General features: G+C 69.3%; 21 protein-coding genes. 6 read left to right on the top strand and 15 right to left on the bottom strand.

Annotated features, from left to right (window positions below; all coding sequences use genetic code 11):
* Positions 1–138: 138 nt before the first annotated feature.
* From ACZ69M_RS33190 to ACZ69M_RS33135, 12 genes are all read right to left on the bottom strand, one after another.
* Positions 139–1,755: a bifunctional 3-(3-hydroxy-phenyl)propionate/3-hydroxycinnamic acid hydroxylase gene (locus ACZ69M_RS33190; protein ID WP_470055677.1), complete on the bottom strand. Its 1,617-nt coding sequence runs from the start codon at positions 1,753–1,755 to the stop codon at positions 139–141.
* An 11-nt stretch (positions 1,756–1,766) separates the two neighbouring features.
* The gene (locus ACZ69M_RS33185) at positions 1,767–3,224 is read right to left on the bottom strand and encodes an aldehyde dehydrogenase (protein WP_470055675.1); all 1,458 of its coding nucleotides are present in this window, start codon (positions 3,222–3,224) and stop codon (positions 1,767–1,769) included.
* Positions 3,178–4,035, bottom strand: a complete 858-nt coding sequence (locus ACZ69M_RS33180; RefSeq protein ID WP_470055673.1) for an HpcH/HpaI aldolase family protein — start codon at positions 4,033–4,035, stop codon at positions 3,178–3,180. Before ACZ69M_RS33180 ends, ACZ69M_RS33185 begins: the two co-directional genes overlap by 47 nt.
* A gap of 11 nt (positions 4,036–4,046) precedes the next feature.
* Positions 4,047–4,850 (bottom strand): 2-keto-4-pentenoate hydratase, encoded by an 804-nt coding sequence (locus ACZ69M_RS33175; protein WP_470055671.1) that lies wholly within the window; start codon positions 4,848–4,850, stop codon positions 4,047–4,049.
* The gene (locus ACZ69M_RS33170) at positions 4,840–5,709 is read right to left on the bottom strand and encodes an alpha/beta fold hydrolase (RefSeq protein WP_470055669.1); all 870 of its coding nucleotides are present in this window, start codon (positions 5,707–5,709) and stop codon (positions 4,840–4,842) included. The genes ACZ69M_RS33175 and ACZ69M_RS33170 overlap by 11 nt, the downstream gene beginning before the upstream one ends.
* Positions 5,706–6,173 (bottom strand): MaoC/PaaZ C-terminal domain-containing protein, encoded by a 468-nt coding sequence (locus ACZ69M_RS33165; protein WP_470055668.1) that lies wholly within the window; start codon positions 6,171–6,173, stop codon positions 5,706–5,708. Before ACZ69M_RS33165 ends, ACZ69M_RS33170 begins: the two co-directional genes overlap by 4 nt.
* Positions 6,170–6,592 (bottom strand): FAS1-like dehydratase domain-containing protein, encoded by a 423-nt coding sequence (locus tag ACZ69M_RS33160; protein WP_470055666.1) that lies wholly within the window; start codon positions 6,590–6,592, stop codon positions 6,170–6,172. Before ACZ69M_RS33160 ends, ACZ69M_RS33165 begins: the two co-directional genes overlap by 4 nt.
* Positions 6,589–7,035, bottom strand: a complete 447-nt coding sequence (locus ACZ69M_RS33155) for a Zn-ribbon domain-containing OB-fold protein (RefSeq protein ID WP_470055665.1) — start codon at positions 7,033–7,035, stop codon at positions 6,589–6,591. The genes ACZ69M_RS33160 and ACZ69M_RS33155 overlap by 4 nt, the downstream gene beginning before the upstream one ends.
* Positions 7,032–7,952, bottom strand: a complete 921-nt coding sequence (locus tag ACZ69M_RS33150) for an SDR family NAD(P)-dependent oxidoreductase (RefSeq protein WP_470055663.1) — start codon at positions 7,950–7,952, stop codon at positions 7,032–7,034. The genes ACZ69M_RS33155 and ACZ69M_RS33150 overlap by 4 nt, the downstream gene beginning before the upstream one ends.
* 40 nt (positions 7,953–7,992) lie before the next feature.
* Positions 7,993–9,138: an acetyl-CoA acetyltransferase gene (locus ACZ69M_RS33145; RefSeq protein WP_470055661.1), complete on the bottom strand. Its 1,146-nt coding sequence runs from the start codon at positions 9,136–9,138 to the stop codon at positions 7,993–7,995.
* The gene (locus ACZ69M_RS33140; RefSeq protein WP_470055659.1) at positions 9,135–9,926 is read right to left on the bottom strand and encodes an enoyl-CoA hydratase/isomerase family protein; all 792 of its coding nucleotides are present in this window, start codon (positions 9,924–9,926) and stop codon (positions 9,135–9,137) included. The genes ACZ69M_RS33145 and ACZ69M_RS33140 overlap by 4 nt, the downstream gene beginning before the upstream one ends.
* A 67-nt stretch (positions 9,927–9,993) precedes the next feature.
* Positions 9,994–10,842, bottom strand: a complete 849-nt coding sequence (locus ACZ69M_RS33135) for a 3-carboxyethylcatechol 2,3-dioxygenase (protein ID WP_470056190.1) — start codon at positions 10,840–10,842, stop codon at positions 9,994–9,996.
* A 311-nt stretch (positions 10,843–11,153) separates the two neighbouring features.
* Here ACZ69M_RS33135 and ACZ69M_RS33130 point away from each other — a divergent pair, with 311 nt between their 5' ends.
* Positions 11,154–12,626, top strand: coding sequence for an aldehyde dehydrogenase family protein (locus ACZ69M_RS33130; protein WP_470055657.1), 1,473 nt, complete (start codon positions 11,154–11,156; stop codon positions 12,624–12,626).
* A gap of 119 nt (positions 12,627–12,745) precedes the next feature.
* Here ACZ69M_RS33130 and ACZ69M_RS33125 read toward each other — a convergent pair whose 3' ends face one another.
* The gene (locus ACZ69M_RS33125; RefSeq protein ID WP_470055655.1) at positions 12,746–13,726 is read right to left on the bottom strand and encodes an NAD-dependent epimerase/dehydratase family protein; all 981 of its coding nucleotides are present in this window, start codon (positions 13,724–13,726) and stop codon (positions 12,746–12,748) included.
* Positions 13,727–13,835: 109 nt separating this feature from the next.
* Positions 13,836–14,342: a nuclear transport factor 2 family protein gene (locus ACZ69M_RS33120; protein WP_470055653.1), complete on the bottom strand. Its 507-nt coding sequence runs from the start codon at positions 14,340–14,342 to the stop codon at positions 13,836–13,838.
* Between the two features lie 293 nt (positions 14,343–14,635).
* Here ACZ69M_RS33120 and ACZ69M_RS33115 point away from each other — a divergent pair, with 293 nt between their 5' ends.
* The 4 genes from ACZ69M_RS33115 to ACZ69M_RS33100 all read left to right on the top strand — a co-directional run bounded on the left by ACZ69M_RS33115 (position 14,636) and on the right by ACZ69M_RS33100 (position 18,160).
* Positions 14,636–15,217: a hypothetical protein gene (locus ACZ69M_RS33115; RefSeq protein WP_470055651.1), complete on the top strand. Its 582-nt coding sequence runs from the start codon at positions 14,636–14,638 to the stop codon at positions 15,215–15,217.
* Positions 15,218–15,478: 261 nt separating this feature from the next.
* Positions 15,479–16,261: an SDR family NAD(P)-dependent oxidoreductase gene (locus tag ACZ69M_RS33110; protein WP_470055649.1), complete on the top strand. Its 783-nt coding sequence runs from the start codon at positions 15,479–15,481 to the stop codon at positions 16,259–16,261.
* A 169-nt stretch (positions 16,262–16,430) separates the two neighbouring features.
* Entirely contained in the window at positions 16,431–16,850 is a 420-nt protein-coding gene (locus ACZ69M_RS33105; protein WP_470055647.1) for a limonene-1,2-epoxide hydrolase family protein, read from the top strand.
* Positions 16,851–16,939: 89 nt separating this feature from the next.
* Entirely contained in the window at positions 16,940–18,160 is a 1,221-nt protein-coding gene (locus ACZ69M_RS33100) for a cytochrome P450 (RefSeq protein ID WP_470055645.1), read from the top strand.
* 395 nt (positions 18,161–18,555) lie between these two features.
* On the opposite strand, the gene ACZ69M_RS33095 is transcribed toward ACZ69M_RS33100, so the two are convergent.
* Positions 18,556–19,371, bottom strand: coding sequence for an SDR family NAD(P)-dependent oxidoreductase (locus ACZ69M_RS33095; protein ID WP_470055643.1), 816 nt, complete (start codon positions 19,369–19,371; stop codon positions 18,556–18,558).
* Between the two features lie 309 nt (positions 19,372–19,680).
* On the opposite strand from ACZ69M_RS33095, the gene ACZ69M_RS33090 reads away from it, so the two are divergent.
* A complete protein-coding gene (locus tag ACZ69M_RS33090; protein WP_470055641.1) occupies positions 19,681–20,619 on the top strand; it encodes a phytanoyl-CoA dioxygenase family protein in 939 nt (312 codons plus the stop codon).
* Positions 20,620–20,909 lie beyond the last annotated feature (290 nt).

Genomic DNA, 20,909 nt, shown 5'->3' with positions numbered 1-20,909 from the left:
ACCGACACCTCTGTCACCTTTCAGAGTCCTCGCGTGATGACACTTCCACCAGAACAAACATTGTAGATACTATAGTTGATTTTCCATGCGGAAATTGCTCGTAGGTGATCTTGCTGAAGGGTGGGCTCTCTCGGTTTCCTACCCGAGGAGCCCCAACACCTCGGTCACCAGTTTGTCGACGTCGTCCAGGGAGCCGCTCGCCGCCACGTAGCGGTCCGGTCTGACGACATAGACCTGGTCGTGGGGCCGGGCCAGCAGGAGATCCCGCAGGCCGCCATGGGAGTCGAAGATCGCGAGGGCCTCGGTGTCCGGGCCGTCCGGGCGCTCACGCGGGTCCTCCTGCCCCTGCCGGCGGTAGGAGGGAGGGGCATGGACCTCGACCACCACCGCCCCGAGCTCGGCCCACGCCCGGGCCTTCGCCGGGGACAGCCGCGCATGGGCGCCGGGGAGGAGTGAGAGCAGCGCGAGCCGGTGTCCAAGGACCTCGTCGAGGAGTTCGCTGCGACCGGCGGTGGTCTGCACGCGCGGCTGCGGAAACGCCTTGCCCACCAGGGAGTTCTTCTCCTGCTGCGGAGCGAGTACGAAGCCTTCCCGGTAGTGGGGGATCGGTTTGTACTTCATCTGCAGGATGTAGTCACGGGCTCCGGGGATGCGTTGCGCGCCCCGGAACGCCGTGTTGCGCAGCACCTCGGTGACGCGGCTGCGCGGCTGGTAGAGGCGGCCGATCCCGGTCGCGAACTCAACCATCGTCTTCGCCACCTCACGGCGCTCCTGGTCGTAGGTGTCCAGGAGGGAGTCGGCGGCATGGCCGCGCACGACCATGGCCAGTTTCCAGGCCAGGTTGGTGACGTCCCGGATGCCGGAATTCATGCCCTGGCCGAAGAACGGCGGCTGAAGGTGCGCGGCGTCGCCGGCGAGGAACACGCGGCCCTCGCGGAACCGTGCCGCCGTGCGGGAGTGGTGCCAGTAGACGCGTCGGCGGATCGGCCGCGGCAGCTCGCCGGCCGGATAGAACGGCGCGATCAGCTCGGCCACCCTCGACGGCTCGGTCATCTCGGCGGGATCCTCGCCGTCGAGGATCTTGAACTCGAACCGGCGGTAGCCGAAGGGCAGCGGGATGGTCATCGACGGCCGCTTCGGGGAGGTGAACACCGCCGAGTACGGCGCGTCCCAGGTGTCGTCGGCCACGTCGACGACCAGCCAGGTCATCGGCGCGGTGTCGCCGAGCAGCGGGATGTCGAGGATGCGTCGCAGGAAGCTGCGCCCGCCGTCGGCGCCCACGGCGTACCCGCCGGTCAGGACTCGTTCGCCGTCGGCATGGCGGGTGACCAGCCGCACCGACTTCTCGCCCGGATCCAGTTGGACCACCTCATGGCCCGGCAGGAAGGTGACACTCTGCCAGCGCTCCAGGTTGGCTCGCAGCTTGCGTTCGAGGTCGGGCTGGAAGAAGAGGTTGCGCCGCGGCCAGCCCTGGGGGGCCTGGGTCGGGGCGACATGGGCGAGGACCCGGCCGCGTGAGTCGTAGTAGCGGATCGGGGCGTTGCGTACGGCGTCCTGGAGCACCGGCTCCGCCATGGCGAACGTCTGGAGGGTCCGCAGCGCCTCGTCGTCGATGCCGACGGCCCGCGGTTCCTCGATGACCTCGGCGTTCTGCTCGACGAGCGCCACCTGGATGTCGGCGGCACCGAGCAGGTTGGCGAGCACCAGGCCCGCTGGCCCGGCACCGACGATCACTACCTCGAAGGACTCGGTCATGTCTGTTCCTCTCACCCGAGCACGAACGGATCGCGGGTGGCACCGGCGGTCTCGATCCACACGGCCTTGTCGACGAGGAAGTCCGTTAGCCCCTCAAGGCCGTTCTCCCTGCCGATGCCACTGTGCCCGCGTCCGCCGAACGGCATCGAGTAGTTGAGGGTGCGGTAGGAGTTCACCCACACCGTTCCCGCCCGAAGGCGTCGGCTGACGCCCAGCGCGCGGTTGACATCACGGGTCCAGATGCCGGCGGCGAGACCGTACTGGGTGTCGTTGGCGATCTCGACGGCCTCGTCGGTGTCGGCGAACGGGATCACCGTCAGCACCGGCCCGAAGATCTCCTCCTGCGCCACGACACTGGAGTTCGGCAGCCCGGTGACCACCGTGGGCTCGAAGAACAGACCGCCCCGGCCGCCGTCGGAGCCGCCCGTGACGATCTCGCCCCCGTCCTTCTGGGCCAGCCGGACGTAGTGCTGCACCTTCTCCCACTGACCGCGGAAGCAGATCGGGCCCATCTCGGTCGCGTCGTCCAGCGGGTTGCCGAGCTTGATCGTGCGGGCCCGGGCGACGACGCGTTCCAGCAGTTCGTCGTGGACGGACTCGTGGACCAGCGCTCGTGAGCCGGCGATGCACGTCTGGCCCGCGGCGGCGAAGATGCCCGCGATGACGCCGTTGGCCGCGGCGGCCAGGTCGGCGTCCTCGAAGACGATGTTGGCCGACTTGCCGCCGAGTTCGAGGGTGACCGGCGTGAAGTTGCTGACGGCCGACCGGGCGACCGCCGCGCCCGTCACCTCGGACCCGGTGAAGGACACGTGGGCCAGCCGCGGGTCGCCGACCAGCCACTCCCCCACCTCACGGCGCGAACCGGAGACGGTGTTGACGGTGCCCGGCGGCAGTCCGGCCTCGGCCAGCAGCGAGCCCAGGCGCAGGATCGCGCTCGGGGCGTGCTCGGAGGGCTTGGCGACCACCGTGCACCCGGCCGCGAGGGCGGGCGCGAGCTTGAAGGTCAGCAGCAGCAGCGGCGAGTTCCAGGGCAGAACGGCCCCGACGACGCCCGCGGGCTCCTTCGCGACGAACCCGAAGAACTCCCGCTTGCCGGTGTCGACCACCCGGCCGTCGATCTTGTCGGCCAGGCCCGCGTAGTACTCGTAGAACTCGGGTAGTGCCTTGACCTGGCCCTTCATCTCCCGAAGGAGCTTGCCGTTGTCCCTGGTCTCCGCTTCGGCGAGCTCGTCGACGTGCTCGGCGAACACGCGGCCGAGCGCACGGATGAGGTCACGCCGTTCGCGCCCCGTCAGGGCGCCCCACTCACCGGTGAACGCGGCATTCGCGGCCGCGACGGCGTCCTGCACGTCGGCCTGGGAGGCCTCCGGGGCGGACGCCCACGGCTCGCCCGTATAGGGGTCGACCGAGGTGAAGGTGGACTCACCGCGGCGCTGTTCGCCGCCGATGGTCATCGCGAGTTCGATCATCGTCTCCTCCTAGGTCGTTCACGGACGCCCGGCCGGGCACGGTCACACGCTCCAGGAGTGCCGTCGCTCCCTGGGCGAGCAGGGTCACGTCGGCACCGATGCCCAGGAGCTGCGCACCCGCCTCGGCGTAGGCCATGGCATCGTCGGGGTCGAACGCGTTCACGCCGACCGTCTTGCCCGCGGCGCGCACGGCCTCGATCGCCCCGAGCACCGCCGAGCGCACGCGGGGGTCCCGCGGCCGGCCGAGCAGCCCCATGGAACCCGCCAGATCGGCCGGGCCGACGAACACCGCGTCGATCCCGTCGACGGCGGTGATCGCCGCGAGGTTCTCCAGTCCGGCGACGGATTCCACCTGTGCGATGAGGGAGAACGTCGACTCGGCGTTCGTCAGGTAGTCGGGCACCCGGTTCCAGCGGCTGGCGCGGGCGAACCCGCCGCCCACTCCGCGCACACCGTGCGGCGGGTACCGCGTCGCCGCGACGATGCTTCGGGCGTCCTCGGCGGATTCGACCATCGGGACCATGAGCCCCCTGGCGCCCAGGTCCAACAGCGTGCCGAGCTCCCGGGGCTCGCGGCTTCCGACGCGCACCACGGTGAAGACCGGCGCAGCCTCCAGCACGCGGAGCTGCGCGAGGAGCCGGTCGGGCGAGCAGAACGAGTGCTCGGTGTCGATGACGATCCAGTCGGCGCCGGTGCCCCCGAGGATCTCGGCGGCGGTGTCCGAACCCGACGCGATCCACAGACCGCGCATCACCTCGCCGGCCGCGAGGGCGGCCCGCCAGGCCGCCGCGTCGACGGCTGTCCCGCTCATGGGGTATCCGCTCACGTGAATCGGCACGACACCGCTCCGAGCTCGCCGAAGTCCGCCTCGACGAGGTCCCCGGCGACGACGTGGACGGAGCTGATGAAGGAGCCCGACAGCACGACGGACCCGGCGGTCAGGTGGTCTCCGTATCCGGCCAGCTTGTTGGCGAGCCAGGCGACGGCCCGCGCGGGGTCGCCCAGTACGGCGGTGGCCAGGCCGGTGTCCACGATTTCGCCGTTCACCAGCAGCTCCGCGCCCACCGCGCGGGGCCGCAGCTCGCCCGCGTCCGCGCGCCCGGGACCGAGTACCAGACCGGCGTCGGCCGCGTTGTCCGCGACGGTGTCGACGATCGAGCGCCGCCGGCCGGTCGACGGATCGGTCATCTGGACCCGGCTGTCGAGGATCTCGATGGCCGGGCACACGTAGCGGGTGGCGGCGCGCACGTCCTCCGGTTCCGCACCCGGACCCCGCAGGTCCCGCTCCAGGACGTAGGCCAACTCCATCTCGACCCGTGGGTAGTTGAAGGCCGCGGCGCTCGTCTCCCCGCCGTCGGGCACGAGCATGTCGTCGTAGAGCACGCCGTAGTCGGGTTCCTCGATCGCCATGGCCCGCTGCATCGGAATGGCGGTCAGGCCGACCTTGCGACCGATGACGCGGCCTCCGCGGTCGAGCACCATGCGGACTCCACGGCGCTGGACCGCGTAGGCGTCCTCGATGTCCATGTCCGGGTACTGGAGCGCGGGCTGCGGGATCGTGTGCACCTCGGCCCGGGCCCGGTGGAGGTCGGCCGCGAGCTTCTCGACTTCGGCGTCACTCAGCATCGTCGCGTCCGAGGAAGGCGAGGGCGGCGGGATTGAACGTCTCGGGATCCTCGAAGTGCGGCCAGTGCCGCACCCCCGGCATCTCCAGCACCTCGGACCCGGGGATCATGGAGGCCACCCGGCGCGCGGTGGTCTGGTACTCGCCGTGATCGGCGCCCGAGGCGACGACCAGCGTCGGTGCCTTGATCGACTCCCACTCACCGAGGTCGAGCAGGTTGCGGGGCCGGATCTCCGGGTCCTGTAGGGCGAGGAGATGGTCGATGGTGGTGCGGGTGTCGTCCCTGCGGTAGATCATCTGCCGCAGGGCGATCAGGTCCGGCAGCCGCCGCTCCTCGCGCGCGATGAGGTGCTCGAACATGGCCTTGATCGAGTCCCACTCCGGGTTCTCCACCGCCTTGGTGCGCTCGGCCCGGATGCGCTCCATGTTGGACTGGGTGGCCACGAGACCGGCCGGCGACATGAGCACCAGGCGGCGCATCCGCTCGGGGTGGGACACGGCGATCCGGGCCGCGACCCAGGCGCCCAGTGACATGCCGATGAAGTGCGCCCGGTCCACGCCGAGTTCACGCATGACGCCCAGGACGTGATCGACGTACAACGGCACTTCGTACGGCTGGTCGGGCTTGTCGCTGAAGCCGTTGCCGACCATGTCGAACGCCACGCACCGGTACCGCTCGCTCAGCGGACCGAGCGCGGTCGCGAAGGTCTCCCAGTGGCCCCCGGTGCCGTGCAGCAGGACCACGGGGACCCCGTCGGCGGGACCGGCCTCGACGACCCGGGTGCGCACGCCGTCGACGTCCACCCAGCGCTGTGTGAAGGCGACCTCGCACAGCAACTGCCACACGCTGTTCTCGGTCATGAAATCACTCCCTGTGACGTCAGCGCCTGGTCCACAGCCGGTGTGTGGTCCCAGACCCGCGCCGCGACCTCCAGCTCCGCGTCGCCCACGACCACCACGACGCCCTCGTCCGAGGTCAACGAGAGCCCCACCACGACCCGCACGCCGTCCTCGCCGGGGGTCACCTCGGTGACCTCCCCGGCACAGGTCAGGACCGCGCCGAGCCAGACCTGGTCACGGAACTTGACGGCGAAACGGCGCACGGTGTCGGCGCCGAACAGGTCGGCGACGTAGGTGGACAGCAGCGCGGCCTGGAACATGCCCTGCGCGAAGACGCCCCGGTAGCCGGCGGCCACGGCGTAGTCCTTGTCGTAGTGGATCGGGTTGAAGTCCCCCGAGGCACCCGAGTACTTGACCAGCATTTCCGAGATGACCGGCCCGAAGACCCGCGTCGGCAGCGCCCCGCCGACCTGTTTCCACGTCACGAGGGTGCTCCTCCGCGCTCGATGAGCGTGCTGCGCATACGGGCAGCTACCTTTCCGTTCCGGGCATCGCAGAAGGTGGTCTCCACCACCGCGAACCTCATGAGACCGCCCCGGCTGCCGCGCTTCTCGAAACGGTCGACCACGCGTTCCTGCGCGACGAGCTCCATACCCGGCTCAAGCGGGCCGTCCGGGTAGAAGAACTCCTGACCGCCGTGCAGCAGCCGCGCCCGGCCGAACCCGGTGACGACCTTGTCCTCAGGAGCGAACCACTGGTCCACGGTCATGGGGAAGGTCCAGGGTGCCGCGTCAGTGTCCTCCCCTGCGGACCACTGGACGGCACGGCGGAACTGACGGACCGCCCCCTCCTCGACCTTGAAGCGCACCGGTCGCCCGTCGTCCCTGGTCGCGTCGCCGCTCATTCGGTCACCGCCGGGACGAACTCGGGGGCGCTGTACCGCTCGTCCAGCCGGCGCGGGCGCAGGCTGACCGGGAGTCCGATCGCCACGGCCGTCGGGTCGACGCCGTCGAGGTTGGCCGTGATCCGCGGCCCCTCTTCCAGGTCGACCATCGCCACCACGTACGGCAGCCGGTCACGGAACGGCGGGAGGTCGTTCATGTGGACGACGGAGTAGGCGTAGACCCGGCCGCGGCCGCTGGCCTGCACCCACTCCACCTCCTCGCTCCAGCAGGCGGGGCACATGCCCCGGGGATAGAAGTAGAGGTGCCCGCACGGGACGCACTGTTCGAGGAGCAGCCGGTCCTCGTTGAGGGCCTGCCACCACTTCTCGGTGTGGTCGTCGGTCTGCGGGAGGTCGAACCTGGGGCCGGCCGGGCGCGCGGTCGAGTCGGTCACGGTGCTCATCCGATACTCAGCCCCGGCGCCTGGACCCGGAACAGCCGGGTGCCCAACAAACCGCCCAGCTCCTTGGCGTCCCAGCGCTTGCCGCCGTTGGAGACCGACGCGGCCTCGGTCCACGGCTGCATCAGGTGGATCTTGTCCCCGATCGCGCGCAGCACCTGTCCGTTGACGTAGCCCGCCTCGTCGCTGGCGAGCCAGGCCACGAGCGGTGAGCTGACGGCCGGGTCCATCGGGTCGAACTCGTCGCCTGCGATCTCGTCGGCCTCGCGGATCCGCACGTCCCACTCGCCGACCGACGCGGTGATCCGGGTGTTGGCGGCGGGGCCGATGCAGTTCACGGTGACGCCCATCCGGCCCAGTTCGAGGCTCAGGGTGAGCGTGAGGCCGGCGACGGCGGCCTTGGCCGCGGCGTAGTTGGACTGGCCGAAGTTGCCCACCAGTCCCGCGCCCGAGGTCGTGTTGATGATCCGCGCGTTCAGCCGCTCCCCGGCCTTGGCTCGCTCACGCCAGTGCCGGGCCGTGTAATGCGAGGTCAGCCAGGTGCCCCGCAGGTGGACGGCGATGACCTTGTCGAAGTCCTCGGGGGTCATCTTCCACACGACCTTGTCGCGCACGATGCCCGCGTTGTTGACGACCACGTCGAGTTTGCCGTAGGCGTCGACGGCGCGGCCGATCATCAGCTCCACGTCGGCGTCCGAGCTGACGTCGCCGTAGTCGGCCATCGCATCGCCGCCCGCCTCCTTGATGAGTGCTACGACGTCGTCGGCGTCCTTGCCCGACCCCTCACCGGAGACGGAACCGCCCAGGTCGTTGACGACGACCTTGGCGCCGTGGCGCGCGAGTTCGAGGGCATGTCCCCGCCCGATTCCGTGACCCGCGCCGGTGACGAGGGCGACCTTTCCCTCCAACAGGTGTGACATTGACGTCCTTTCACGTGGCTGGAATCACGAACTGGGGCGGTCAGTCCCGCGCGAGGATCATGGTGGCGGAGGAGGAGAACCAGCCTCCGGTCCCACTCACACAGGCCAGGGCGGCGTCCGGCACCTGCCGGGCCTCCGCCTCACCGCGGAGCTGCCGGGCGGCCTCGACGAGCAGGAACAGGCCCCGCATCCCCGGATGGCAGGCCGACAGACCTCCGCCGTCGGTGTTCACCGGGAGCCCGCCGCCAGGGCCGATCCCGGTCTCGGTGACGAATGCGCCGCCCTCTCCCTTCGCGCAGAACCCGAGGTCTTCGAGGGTGACCACGACTCCGTAGGTGAAGGCGTCGTAGATCTGGCACACGTCGATGTCCGAGGGGGTGACACCGGCCCGTTTGAAGGCCAGGGGCCCGGTGACGGCCGCCGGGGAGACCGTGAAGTCCTCCCACTGGCTCATCGTCGAGTGCGAGGCGTGTTCGGCGCTGCCGAGCACCCGTACGAGTGTCTGCGGCAGGTCCCTCGCGCGTTCGTCGCTGGTGAGGATCACCGCGGCCGCGCCGTCGGAGCGCAGGCAGCAGTGCGGCGAGGTGAACGGGGTGGCGATCATGCGCGCGCCGTGGACGTCGTCGAGCGACATCGGGGTACGTCGCTCGGCGGCCGGGTTGAGCTCGGCGAACCGGCGGGCCTCGACGGCCACGGTCGCGAGCTGGTCGATCGTCGTCCCGTACTCGTGCATGTGGCGCTGGGCGGCCATGGCGTACTTCGACACCAGGCTGGCGCCCGCCGGCGTATCGAACTGCGCGGGGCCCGCCGAGCCGAACGACATGTTGGCCGAACGACGGCCCAGCTTGACGTCGGACCGCGCCGTCGAACCGTAGGCGAGCAGGACCGTCTCGGCATGCCCCTGCGCGATCGCGTCCACGGCGTGCGCGGCCATGACCTCCCAGGTGCTGCCGCCCACCGACGTCCCTTCCAGCCAGGTGGGGCGCAGGCCCAGGTGCTCGGCCACCTCGATCGGCGGGAGCACTCCGAGCCCAGTGGAACCGAAGCCGTCGATGTCCCCGGGCTTGAGGCCGGTCTCCACGAGAGCCCTGCGCGACGCGCGGGCCAGGAGCTGGAACGCCGAGAACTGGGGCACCGATCCGCTCTCGGAGAGCCCGACTCCCGCGATCGCTACGCGGCGGTTCATCGGCCCACAAACTTCGGCGCGCGGCGTTCGAGGAGGCTGGCCAGCCCCTCGGCACGGTCCTCAGTGGTCGAGTTCAGGGCCACGCTGGCGCGCTCCTCGGCGGCGGAGTGCGCCAGCGAGGAGTCCATGGCCCGGCGGTAGAGCTGCTTGGCCAGGCCGAGGGAGCGGGTCGGGCCGGCGGCGAGGCGCTCGGCGAAGTCGCGCGCGGTGGGCATCAGTTCCTCCGTCGGTACCGACCGCGAGATGACGTTCCAGCTCTCCAGGGTCGCGGAGGTGATCGAGTCCGAGAGCAGGGCGATCTCCGCCAGTCGGCGGTAGGGCACGAGCCGGGTCAGGAAGTACGGGTCACCCGCGTGGGGCACCATGCCGGCCCGGGTGAAGACATGCGTCCAGCGTGCTTCGGAGTCGGCCACCACGATGTCGCCCAGCAGGGCCAGCAGCCACCCCACGCCCCCGACGGAGCCGTTGACCGCCGTCACGACGGGGGTCTCGATCGCCCAGAGGGCCTCGAAGAGCTCGGCGAACGGCTCATACACCGTCCGGTAGTCGAGCGTCGAGTCGGTCTGGCGTGTCGACTCCTGCGCCATGTTGGCACCCACGCAGAAATGGCGTCCGCTACCTGTGATCAGGATGGCCCGAACACCTTCGGCCTGGGCCCCTCGCAGGAAGGCCGTCAGCTCGGTCGCCGTCACCCGGTCAACGGTGCCTGGCCCCGACGGCGCGAGCGTGAGCTCGGCGACCCCGTGGGCGAGTCTGACCGACACGTCGCCCAAGTGGCGCTCGACCATGCATTCCTCCAGAATTACATATAACATATTAAATACCAGCGCCGTGGGCGATTGGTTCGACACCCCTTCACCGACCACCCCGCACCGTGATGCCCATACCGGTGATCCACTCGGGCACCGGCTCGTAGCCGACGGTGGAGAACGGGTCGGTGCCGCTTGCCGCACCGGCCGCGATCCAGGTCCGGACCTCGTTGGCCCCGACCCCGGCCTCCTGCGTCGCGCGCTCGGCCATCGCCAGCAGGGTGTCCAATTCCCACTTCTCCATGGCCCTCAGGAAGGTCATGTCCCAGTCCGGCTTGACCAGGCGGCTCGCCAGCTCGAAGCCGGCTTCGAGCTGGGCCCGACGCTCCTCCTCGGTTTTGTCGTGACGCTCGTCGAGCAGGCTCGGCGGCGCGTGCGACAGGCCCCCGGTGCCGATGAGCAGGATCCGCTGGTCCAGTGGATCGAGCACCTCACCGACGACACGGCCGAACTCGTGGACCCGCCCCGGGGTCGGCAGAGGCGGGCTCGCGCAGTTCACCGCGATCGGGACCACCGGGACCGCGGCCGTCTCAGGAAGCAGCAGGCGCAGCGGCTGCCCGAAAGCATGGTCCAGTGCCACGCCCCTCGCCACCGCGAGGTCGAAGCCACGGTCGATGATGCTCTCGGCGAGGCGTCGCACCAGCGGCTCGGGGACGGGCAGCGGCCTGCCGGCCGCGCCGCCTTCCGCCCGCAGCGTTCCGTGCAGGACGACACCGAACGTCGGCACGACGTGGGCGAACGCCCGTCTGTGGTCCCCTCCGAAGACGACCACGAGCTCCGGGTCGAACTCCGCGACCGAGCGACGCATTCGCGCCATCGCCGCCCGGAAGTCTTGGCCGAGAACGCCCGCTGCGTCCCGGTCCAACCCCGGCGCATGGCTGGCACAGACCGTCATGTAGCTCGACATAGTCCGCTCTCCCCCGTCGACCGTTGAGGCAGGACCGTCACCGGTCCCGCATCAGTTCGACCGCTAGAGATACGTATGGAGAAATCGATCACTCGAAACGGAACGGTGGAGCGCCACAGCAAGACGATCCGCTCCCCGATTCCCGGCCGCGGAGGCGACTGTCGTCCCGCACCGTCGTTCATATATACTATATTTGTCCGGCCTGCCAAGTCAAGCAACCCTGGTCGACCCAGCGTCGACACGGATCAATATAATATATACTCACTGATCGTTCATGACGAGCGGAGGTCACGCGGCGCATGTCCGATGTCATCGCGTCAAGGTGCTCCTACATCGCGGGCCGGTGGGTCGAGGGGGAGGAACGCTTCCCGGTCATCGATCCCGCGTCCGAGACCGAGGTGTGCGTCCTCTCGGCCACTCCCCTCCACGAGGTGCGAAGGGCCGTCACGGAAGCACGGCGCAGTTTCGACGACGGTGTCTGGACAAACCGTCCGGCACGGGAGCGCGCCCAGGTCGTACGCGCGTTCCTGGACCGGCTCGAATCAATGCGCGACGAACTCGTCGCCACTCTTGTCACCGAGGCGGGTCAGCCGGTCCCGTTCGCCGAGACCACCCAGGTCGACGCGGGTCTCGCTCTGGCGCGCGACACGGTCGACCTGTACCTGTCGCTCCCCGAGGAGGAGACGACCGGAGTACCGGTCAGCGAGCTGGTGCGCGGACGCGTGGCGCTGAGCGTGCGCCGCCACGAACCGGTCGGCGTCGTCACCGCGATCACTCCGTACAACGCGGCGCTGCTGATGGCACTGCAGAAGGTCGTCCCTGCGCTGCTCGCCGGCAACTCGGTGGTCCTGCGGCCGAGCCCGCTCACTCCGCTGTCCTCGCTGAGCCTCGGCGTCGCGGCCGAGGACGCCGAACTGCCACCGGGTGTCCTCAGCGTGGTGCTCGAGGACGGGCCGGCCGGCGCCGAACTGCTCACCAGCCACCCGGGCGTCGACCTGGTGTCGTTCACCGGCTCGACCGCGGTCGGCCGCCGGATCCTCGCCCAGGCCGCCCCGACGGTGAAGCGGGTCGCGCTGGAACTCGGCGGGAAGTCCGCGCAGATCTACCTGCCGGACGCACTGCACCGAGTCGGCCCGGGGGCCGCGGCCGTCGTCGCGATGACTTCCGGTCAGGCGTGCTCCGCGGCGACCCGCATGCTGGTGCCCGAGGAGCGGAAGGAGGAGGTGCTGGCCACCGTGTCGGCGGTCTACGCCGGGCTCACCGTCGGCCCACCCACCGCGCCCGGCACGATGCTCGGGCCCGTGATCAGCGACGGGCAGCGGGCCCGCTGCGAGGAGTTCGTCGCGCTCGCCCTGCGGCACGGCGGCAGGGTGGTGACGGGCGGTGGACGGCCCGCCGGACTGGAGCGCGGATACTACGTGGAGCCGACCGTCCTCGACGTGCCGGACAACGGCAACCCCGCCGCCCAGGAGGAGATCTTCGGACCGGTGCTCACGGTGATCGGCTACCGCGACCTCGACGATGCGGTACGGATCGCCAACGACAGTCCCTACGGCCTCTCCGCACAGGTCCACTCGGCCGACACGGCGGCGGCGACGGGCCTGGCTCGCCGGATCCGCAGCGGGACCGTCAACGTCAACACCGGCCTGCTCAGCGCCTACGCGCCCAACGGCGGCTACAAGCAGAGCGGGCTCGGGCGTGAGCGCGGGGCCGAGGGAATACGCGCCTTCCAGGAGGTCAAGCACATGGTCATCGGCGAGCTCGCCCGCTGAGGCCTCGCAGGGCCGACTCCCCGCACCGTGACTTCGCTTTCATGTGCGAGGTCGGCGCGCAGGCGGCCGTCCGGGCCGGGGAGGTGTGTCCCGGACGGCCGCCCCCGCGCCGACGTGGATCAGAACGCTGTCGCGCGCGTGGCCCAGTAGGCGTCGTAGGCGGTCACACGCCGGACGTAGTCTTCGAGACCGGCTGCCATCGTGTACTGAGGCACGAAGCCGAGCTCACTGATCCGGCTGTTGTCCATCGGTGGGTGGGGGTGTCCTGGGTGGTCGGCCTCGGAAATCGTGACGTCGGCGTCCGGAAGCACTTCCTTCACCGCTTGGGAGAACTCGTGGACGCGTCGCCGCTCGGAGCTCACGTTGTAGAGACGGTGGGACAAGGAGGGCGCCGTCAGCGCGAGCCATGAGGCTTGTGCCGCGTCGGCGGCGTAGGTGAAGTCGGTGACAGTGTCGCCGCCCGGCATCACGATCGGCTTGCCGCGTACCGCGTCCTCGACGCGTGCCATGTAGTGGACGGCACGCGGCGCGGCCAGCAGCCCCGAGCTGTACGAGCCGCGCACCGCGCGGCCGAACCCGTAGACCGAGCTGAAGCGCAGACTCACCACGTCGAGCCCCAGGGCCTGTGTGTAGTACCGGCCCAGTTCCTCGCCCCATGCCTTCGACGACGCGTAGGGATCAGTGGGTTTGATGGGAAGGTCCTCGTCCAGTGAGGTCTCCGCCTGCGGACCGAAGACCGCGACGGAGCTCGCGAAGAGGACACGGTCCACGCCGGTCTGTCGCGCCGCCTCGAACACGTGCGCCGTTCCGAGCGTCTGCACCTGAACGTACGGGAGCACGCTGTCCTGGGTCGGCGCGCCCAGGAGAAAGGCGAAGTGTGCGATGCGATCGATCCCGTGGTCCTCGATCACGCCCCGTACCGAGTTGAAGTCGGTCACGTCGCCTTCGAGGACGGTGACGCGGTCGAGCACGTCGTCTATGCGCCCTCTGTCCACGAATTTGTCCAGGGTCACCACCCGCTCCTCCCCCTGTTCGAGGAGCGCGTAGCGGGTGAGATAGGAGCCGAGAAAGCCGGTGCCGCCGGTGATCAGCAGAGTCACCAGCGACCCCCGAGGCAGTTCTGCGCGGGTGTGGACATGCGACGGACAGGCCTCATGAACACTGCTCTCCTCCTCCATGGATCGCGGACGGCCCTCGCCTGAGGGTGCATCAGACCTTCGCCTGGCCCGGCTCGGGTGCGGCGCCCGCGATCCGTAACGACGCGGGGCCGAACGCGCCGCCGGCGATGAGCGGCTCGTCGACGAGCCGCTTCAGGCTCTGGCTCTTGATCCGCCAGCCGTCAGCCGTTCTGCGGTAGGTGTCGTGATAGTGCCCGTATCCCCGCACGCCGAACTGGCCGGGCAGGTCGGACGGCGAGTGGCTGTGGGTGGCGGGATCCCAGTACAGGACCTCCTGCATCGCCCAGACGCCGTGCACCTCGACGTCACTCACCTGCTCGAAGCGGGGCGTGAATCCCTGGTGCACGCAGGTGATCCCGGCCAGGCGTTCGGCCAGCAACTCCACGAACGCGGTCGGGCTGGAGTCCCCGAACGCCCCGATCGTCGCATCGGGCGCGAACAAGTCGGCCAGCTGAGGCCACTGCTTCGTATCGAGGTAGAGGAAGTACCGCGCCTTGAGCGACACCAGGTCCTGGTAGTCGTCGGAGGGGATGCCCATTCCTTCTCTTCCTGTTCGACCAGCCATGTACGGCTTCGGTGCGTGGGGAGGTTTCCGCGACATCGGCGCCCGGCCGGAGCGAGCCGCTCCGCCCCTCGGCCTTTGTGCCTCCTCCTCTGCCGCCGCGACGATTGACGCACTGCTAGAACATAATATATTACATTGAGTGGGGCGCCGCAGAACCCGACAGCTCCTACGCCTCAGCGAAGCGAGGGAGGCGATCCGCCTCCGCTCGACCAGCCGGCTGTCCCCCGCACCCGTTCCAGTCCGGCCAGCCGAAAGGACCAGCCCCCATGACGAACTCGACCAAGTACGACGACTTCTTCATCAGCCACGTCGAGTTGATGTACCGACCGGGTGAGCAGGACCTCGCGATCGCCTTCTTCGAGACCCTCGGGTGCGTCGCACAAGACCTCACCGAGGACTTCAACGCCCCCTGGACCATCACAGGCATCTTCTCGGGCAAGGCCGACCGCAGCGACGTGCTCAACAACGTCCTCTACCTCAGCGAACTGGTGGAGCCTGACGCCCAGCTCGACCGGCATCTCAGCGCGCTCGCCGCCGGGGAGGACGAGCTGGGCGAAGCGCTCCGCGCCTACGACCAGATCCGGAGGCGGCCGGGTGACGTGACGCACTTCGGCCTGCGGTACGAGACCTTCGAGGAGCTGGCCGAGGTGACCGACCGGCTCACGAACGAGCTGCCGGAGGAGCTGAAGGGACGGGTCACGGTGCTGCCGACCGGTCCGCTCGCGCTGGACCGGACCGGCCGCGAGGTGAACCAGGCCTTCGTGCACACGGACGTGATCGGTGGCGGCCTGTACCCGTTCGGCCAGCTGATCGAGCTGCAGGGCCAGCGTCCGCTGCCGCAGGGCTGACACTCCACTCGGTCGTCACCGGCGGTCCGGCCGGCCTCCCCGAGGTCCACGGCCTTCGTCCGCCGCGCTCACAACCGCCGTCGGGCGACCAAGCTCATTCAAGAGATTCCGGCTGCACTCGACAGGGACTGACGCACCAGCACATACGCCGCGGCATCCGATTCGAGCCACCCACCCCGCATCCGCAATGCCTGCCGCCGGCTCACGTCGCGTCGTGACCGCAGGCCGTACCAGTCTCCATGACGAGAAGGACGGAGCACTATGTCAACCGAGCTTGGACACCCGCTGGACCTGACCGGGAAGGTCGCCCTGGTGACCGGTGGCAACAGCGGGATCGGGCGCGCCGCCGCGACCGCATTGGCGCGTGCCGGGGCCTCGGTCGCGATCTGGGGCCGGCGCAAGGAGCGCAACGAGGCGGTCGCCGAGGAATTGCGCGCGATCGGCGCCACGGTGTACGCGGCGTCCGTCGACATCTCCGACCCGGAGGCCGTCCGTGCCGGTGCCGGAGACGTGATCAAGACACTCGGCCGGCTCGACATCGCCTTCGCCAACGCCGGCGATCTCGTGCCGAGCGCCGGTTTCCTCGACACCGGCGACGAGGCCCGCGCGCAGCAGTTCGGGACGGTCCTGGACGGAACATGGCACACCGTGGCCGCGGCGGCCCGGCACATGGTGGCCCGGGCCGAGGCCGGTGATCCGGGCGGGTCGATCATCCTGACCGGCAGTCTGGCAGCAAAGCACGGGGCGCCGGGGCTCGGCCACTACGGAGCCGCCAAGGCCGCCCTCGTCGGTCTCGCCAAGAGCGCGGCCGTCGAGTTCGGACGGCACGGCGTGCGCGTGAACGTGATCAACCCGGGGTTCATCGCGACGGAGACCGGCGGAGCCCCGTTCGCCGAGTTGCTGGCCCAGCGGGCGCCCGTCCCTCGCTACGGACAGCCCGGCGAGATCGCCGGGGCGGTCGTCTACCTCGCCAGCGATGCCGCCGCGTACCACACCGGTGACGTCCTGACGATCGACGGCGGCTGGACTTCCACCGTGATGTGAGTCCGATCGTGACGTGGAGGAGAGGCAGCAGGCCGTCGACACGAGGCGGACTGCTGATGCGGAGCGAGGCCTGCCCGCGTGGCAGGACCTCGCGCAAAAGGCCGGCCTACGCCCGTCGGGCCAGGCTCGGACTCCATGAATTCGTAGGTTCCGCGATGAAGGGGAAACCGTGGCGGTAGACAACGCTTTGGGACAGGCATTCACCTATAGCCGGAAGACGGAGCTCACGGCCGAGGAGAAGGCCAACGTCGAGCTGGTGAACAGCTTCGTGATGTCGTTCTGGAACCCGGAGGAGGTCCTGTACTCCTCCATCGCACCTGACGGCGTGGTCCGCACCGCGCACGTCCTGCCGCCGACGGTCGGACCGGAGGGCTGCAGGGAGCAGATCTTGCAGCACCTGAAGTCGACGGACCGGGTCGATGTCAAGATCCATGACACCTTCGCCGAGGGCCCCATCGTCGTCAACATCCGGACCGACATCGTGCAGTCGGAGGACAAGCCCGATCAGCCGTTCCCCCTCGTCGGCGTCTTCTACCTGAAGGACGGCCGGATCCAGGAGTGGACCGACTACGTGTGCGGAGAGTCCTGAGCGCCGATGTGCGCACCCGGTCGCCGACGGTGGACGCGGCGACGCGTCCACCGTCGGCGACGGTTGAACAACCTCCAGAGGAGATGACGATGACCCAGGCCGACCCGTTCACGCAGACCGTTCCCGACCACATCCCACCTGAACTGGTCCGGGAGCACCCCGTGTCCCGCGGTTCGACGACCACCGAGCTGCCGCACGACGTGCTGGCGCAGATCCAGAAGGGCCCCGAGGTCTACTACGCGCCCACGGTGCCGCTGGGCGGTGGCGCGTGGGTGTTCTGGCGGGCCGACCACTGCCGCAAGATCGCCATGGACGCCGAACACTTCAGCAGCCGGGACCAGTTCCCGTTCTCGATGCTGACCGGCGGCGAGTGGCGCATGATCCCCGCGGAGATCGACCCGCCGAGCCACCTGGACTACCGGAAGATCCTCAACCCCCTTCTCTCGCCGGCCGCGATCGAAGCCCTTGAGGCCAAGGTCGTCGAGTACGCGCGTGAGTCGGTGGCCACCTTCAGGGCCCGCGGACATGTCGAGTTCATGAAGGAGTTCGCCCTCGAGTACCCGGTCCGGATCTTCCTCGAGTTGATGGGCCTGCCCATCGACCGGACGGAACAGTTCCTCGCCTGGGAGCACGGGATGATCTACGCCCCCACCCTGGAGCAGGTACAAACCAATACCCAGGCCGTGGTGGACTACCTGAGGTCGGAGATCGACGCGCGCCGGGACGCACCCGGTGACGACTTCATCGGCCGCATCCTGCGCTCCGACATCGACGGTCGCAAGCTCGACGACAACGAGCTGCTCGGCATCTGTTTCACGCTGTACATCGGTGGGCTGGACACCGTCGCGGCCCACCTCGGCCACCTCGTTCGCCACCTCGCCGAGAACCAGGACGACCAGGCCTACCTGCGTGCGAACCGGGACAAGATAGACGACGCCATCGAGGAGCTGATGCGGGCCTACGGCGCCACCAGCGTGATGCGTCAGTGCGTCGGTGACACCACCGTCGGCGGCGTGACGGTGAAGGCCGGCGACCGGGTCCTGCTGTTGTTCTCGGTGGCTGGTCGTGACCCCGCCGAGTTCTCGAATCCGCACGACATCCAGTTCGACCGGAAACCGCGGCACGTCAGTTTCGGTTACGGGCGGCACCTCTGCATGGGGATGCACCTGGCCCGCCGTGAACTGCGCGTCGCGATCAACACCCTGTTCGACATGCTCCCGCCCTTCCGCATCGCCTCGGACGCCGAGATCGTCAGTGACATCGGCGGAATGATCCAGCCGCAGTCGCTCCCGCTCGTCTGGGACGTGTAGCGGGCGGCGCCGAGGGGTCCTGTGCCAGGCCGGGACTGTGATGGCCGGGCGCAAGAGACCGGGTCCCGCTTCGGACCGCCAGTGCCGGACCGGCCGTTGAGGCCGGAAAACGCTGGACGGCGAGGCGGGGCCCGGTCGCGTTTCCCGGTGGCCGGACCGGGCGCGGGCCGGCCACGGGGACAGCATGCGGTGCGAGGTCGCACCGGTCGCCTGCGCGGTCTCCGGTCAGCGCCTCACGCTCGCCGAAGCCCTTCGCCCGGCTTGGTACGAGGCCGGCGGTCACGTCGCGGTCGACCGCACCGGCGACCTCGCCAAGGGCGCACGTCCGGACAGACGTGACCGGCCCGAACCCGTGCAGGACGGGGACGGGTGCAGGCCGGTCACCTCACGCCGTGTCAGTCCTCCTGGTGGAAGAAGTCGGTGCCCGCCGAGCTTCCGCGGCGGACCCAGGGCTGGTGGACAAGGCTTCCGCCGTCGACGAAGAAGGTCTGTCCGGTGATGTAGGACGCCTTGTCGGAGGACAGGTAGACCACCAGATGGGCGACATCGTCCGCCTGGCCGAGTCGCGGGGTCAGCATGCAGTCCCGGAACCTCTCCTTCATCTCGTCCGGCCAGATCGAGAGCAACTCGGGGGACCAGACTCCGCTGGGCGCGATGACGTTGCACCGCACGCCCTGCTGCCCGTAGGTGGTGGCGATGGACCGGGTGAGGCCGATCTGCGCGGCCTTCGAGGAGGAGTAGGCGATCAGTCCCAGGTCGCCGGCGAACGCCGCGGTCGAGGTGAAGTTCACGATCGTCCCCGACCCCTGCGTGATCATGGTCGGAAGAAAGTGCTTCGCGGTCAGCATGGGACCGCGAAGGTTCACCGCCATGACCCGGTCCCAGAACTCCGCCTCCATGGTGGTGATGTCACCGTCCATGGGCGCGAGGTCCAACGCGGCGGCGACGTTGGCGAGGCTGTCTATCCGGCCGTACTCGCCGAGCGTCGTCTTGACAAGGTCGATGACCGACGCCTCCTCACTGACGTCAACGACCTGCCCGATGGCCTTTCCACCCGCTGCCTCGATGCCGGCGACCGTCTCGTCGATCTTGGCTGCGGCCAGGTCCGCGACGACGACGGTGGCGCCCGCCTCCGCCAGACGGCGTGAGCACGCGGAGCCGATGTACCCGGCTCCTCCCACGACGACGGCGACCTTGTCAGTGAGTTCCATGGCTTTCCTCTCGCTCGACACTGAGATAAATCTATAATATATATTACATGTAATACTGGGAGGTGCGTCCGCCCCGGAGGCATGGATTTGGAGCAGGACCGTGGATTCCCGCAGCGGGGTCCGGAGAGGGGCTCACAGTGGGCGTCCATCGAAGTCTTGACCGCACCCGTCCCGATAAATATATTATGTACAGTGGCTTTCAGGTTGGCAGTGCCGCCACGCACTCCGCCAAGGCCCGCTCGCCGGCCGAGCGCAGGCCTCGATCCCGACCGCTTCGCATCTCGTAGACCACACGAAGGGATTCGCGCCTTGGGCAGCACCATTGCGGAGATCGCAACGCTGCGAGACTCCGCCGACGTTCTCAACGACCACGAAGAGCTGAACCGCCGCTGGAACGCGGACGGGTACCTGTTCCTGCGCGGCGTCCTCGACACCGACGCGGTGGAGAAGCTCCGTCTCGCGTACATGAACCGGCTGCACGAACAGGCGCTGGTCACGTCCGTCGACGGCGAGTCCGTGTGGACGGGCGAGCCGGTCAAGAGCAGCCGTGCCATCGAGTACGAGGACCTCGGTGAGGCATGGAAGGCCCTGGCGAACGACCCCGCCACGGAGCGCACGCTCCGCGCGGTGCTCGGGGAGTCGCCGTCGTGGCTGCCCATCGTCTCCTACCGGGCCGCCCTGCCGAGTGACACCACACTTGACGACCTGTTCATCGCCCGGCACCAGGACGGCTTCTACAACCCCGGACTCGACCTGAGGATCTGCTGGATCCCCCTCATGCCGATACCCGCCGATCTCGGGGGCCTGGCCGTCGCCGAGGCACACCACGGCGGTGTCCTGCACGACGGGAAGAGCCAGGCGATCCCGGCGGAGAAGGTGGCGGAGGAGTCCTGGCGGCGCATCGACTACCTGCCGGGCGACATCCTCATCTTCAACAAGTTCACGCCGCACTCGGGGCTCGCGAACACCTCGGACCACATCCGGCTGTCGATCGACATCCGGGTGCTCAACACGGCGGCGCCGAAGCCGGTCGTCGGTGCGGTCGAGAACATCGACGACTCCAGTGTCACGATCCACGACGAGGACGGCGCCGACGTGACGCTGGCCATCGACGACAGCACCTACATCCGGGGACTGGGCGCCGTGCAGTCCCGGTCGGCCAGGGCGCACTTCACTACGGGCGACCGTGTCCTCGCGGCGACCGACGCCGACCGCACACGTGCCGTGCTGGTTCGAACGGCAACCTGATTCATCGGCAGCCAGGTGGGTCCTGGGCACCGGGCGCCTGGGGCGGCGCACCGCCATGGGCCCAAGTGGCCCGGCCCACCTGGCTCGGGCCGTGCCACCGGTACGGCCGGCGGGCGGACAGGGCGCAGCAGGCCTTGCGCGACTTCCCCGCCCAGGTCACGGCCGAGACACCCACGGCTTGCGACGTCCGGGGGCGCGCCTCGTGCCTCCGGTCCGCCGCCTCGGTGTCCACAGCGGTTGGCGGACACCTCTCAGCACAGCCCGGTTCGAGGCGTCCGCAGAGCTGTCCG

This window comes from Streptomyces sp. NPDC107454 (assembly GCF_055582885.1).
Note: the sequence above shows the minus strand (reverse complement) of the source record. Positions and strands in the feature narration are given on the sequence as shown.

Coding starts and splice junctions, on each gene's coding strand:
- ACZ69M_RS33160 (WP_470055666.1), bottom strand. CDS start 6,592: ATGAGCGGCGACGCGACCAGGGACGACGGGCGACCGGTGCGCTTCAAG.
- ACZ69M_RS33130 (WP_470055657.1), top strand. CDS start 11,154: ATGTCCGATGTCATCGCGTCAAGGTGCTCCTACATCGCGGGCCGGTGG.
- ACZ69M_RS33100 (WP_470055645.1), top strand. CDS start 16,940: ATGACCCAGGCCGACCCGTTCACGCAGACCGTTCCCGACCACATCCCA.
- ACZ69M_RS33140 (WP_470055659.1), bottom strand. CDS start 9,926: ATGGTCGAGCGCCACTTGGGCGACGTGTCGGTCAGACTCGCCCACGGG.
- ACZ69M_RS33180 (WP_470055673.1), bottom strand. CDS start 4,035: ATGAGCGGGACAGCCGTCGACGCGGCGGCCTGGCGGGCCGCCCTCGCG.
- ACZ69M_RS33115 (WP_470055651.1), top strand. CDS start 14,636: ATGACGAACTCGACCAAGTACGACGACTTCTTCATCAGCCACGTCGAG.
- ACZ69M_RS33110 (WP_470055649.1), top strand. CDS start 15,479: ATGTCAACCGAGCTTGGACACCCGCTGGACCTGACCGGGAAGGTCGCC.
- ACZ69M_RS33185 (WP_470055675.1), bottom strand. CDS start 3,224: ATGATCGAACTCGCGATGACCATCGGCGGCGAACAGCGCCGCGGTGAG.
- ACZ69M_RS33135 (WP_470056190.1), bottom strand. CDS start 10,842: ATGACGGTCTGTGCCAGCCATGCGCCGGGGTTGGACCGGGACGCAGCG.
- ACZ69M_RS33155 (WP_470055665.1), bottom strand. CDS start 7,035: ATGAGCACCGTGACCGACTCGACCGCGCGCCCGGCCGGCCCCAGGTTC.
- ACZ69M_RS33095 (WP_470055643.1), bottom strand. CDS start 19,371: ATGGAACTCACTGACAAGGTCGCCGTCGTCGTGGGAGGAGCCGGGTAC.
- ACZ69M_RS33170 (WP_470055669.1), bottom strand. CDS start 5,709: ATGACCGAGAACAGCGTGTGGCAGTTGCTGTGCGAGGTCGCCTTCACA.
- ACZ69M_RS33175 (WP_470055671.1), bottom strand. CDS start 4,850: ATGCTGAGTGACGCCGAAGTCGAGAAGCTCGCGGCCGACCTCCACCGG.
- ACZ69M_RS33145 (WP_470055661.1), bottom strand. CDS start 9,138: ATGAACCGCCGCGTAGCGATCGCGGGAGTCGGGCTCTCCGAGAGCGGA.
- ACZ69M_RS33150 (WP_470055663.1), bottom strand. CDS start 7,952: ATGTCACACCTGTTGGAGGGAAAGGTCGCCCTCGTCACCGGCGCGGGT.
- ACZ69M_RS33120 (WP_470055653.1), bottom strand. CDS start 14,342: ATGGGCATCCCCTCCGACGACTACCAGGACCTGGTGTCGCTCAAGGCG.
- ACZ69M_RS33190 (WP_470055677.1), bottom strand. CDS start 1,755: ATGACCGAGTCCTTCGAGGTAGTGATCGTCGGTGCCGGGCCAGCGGGC.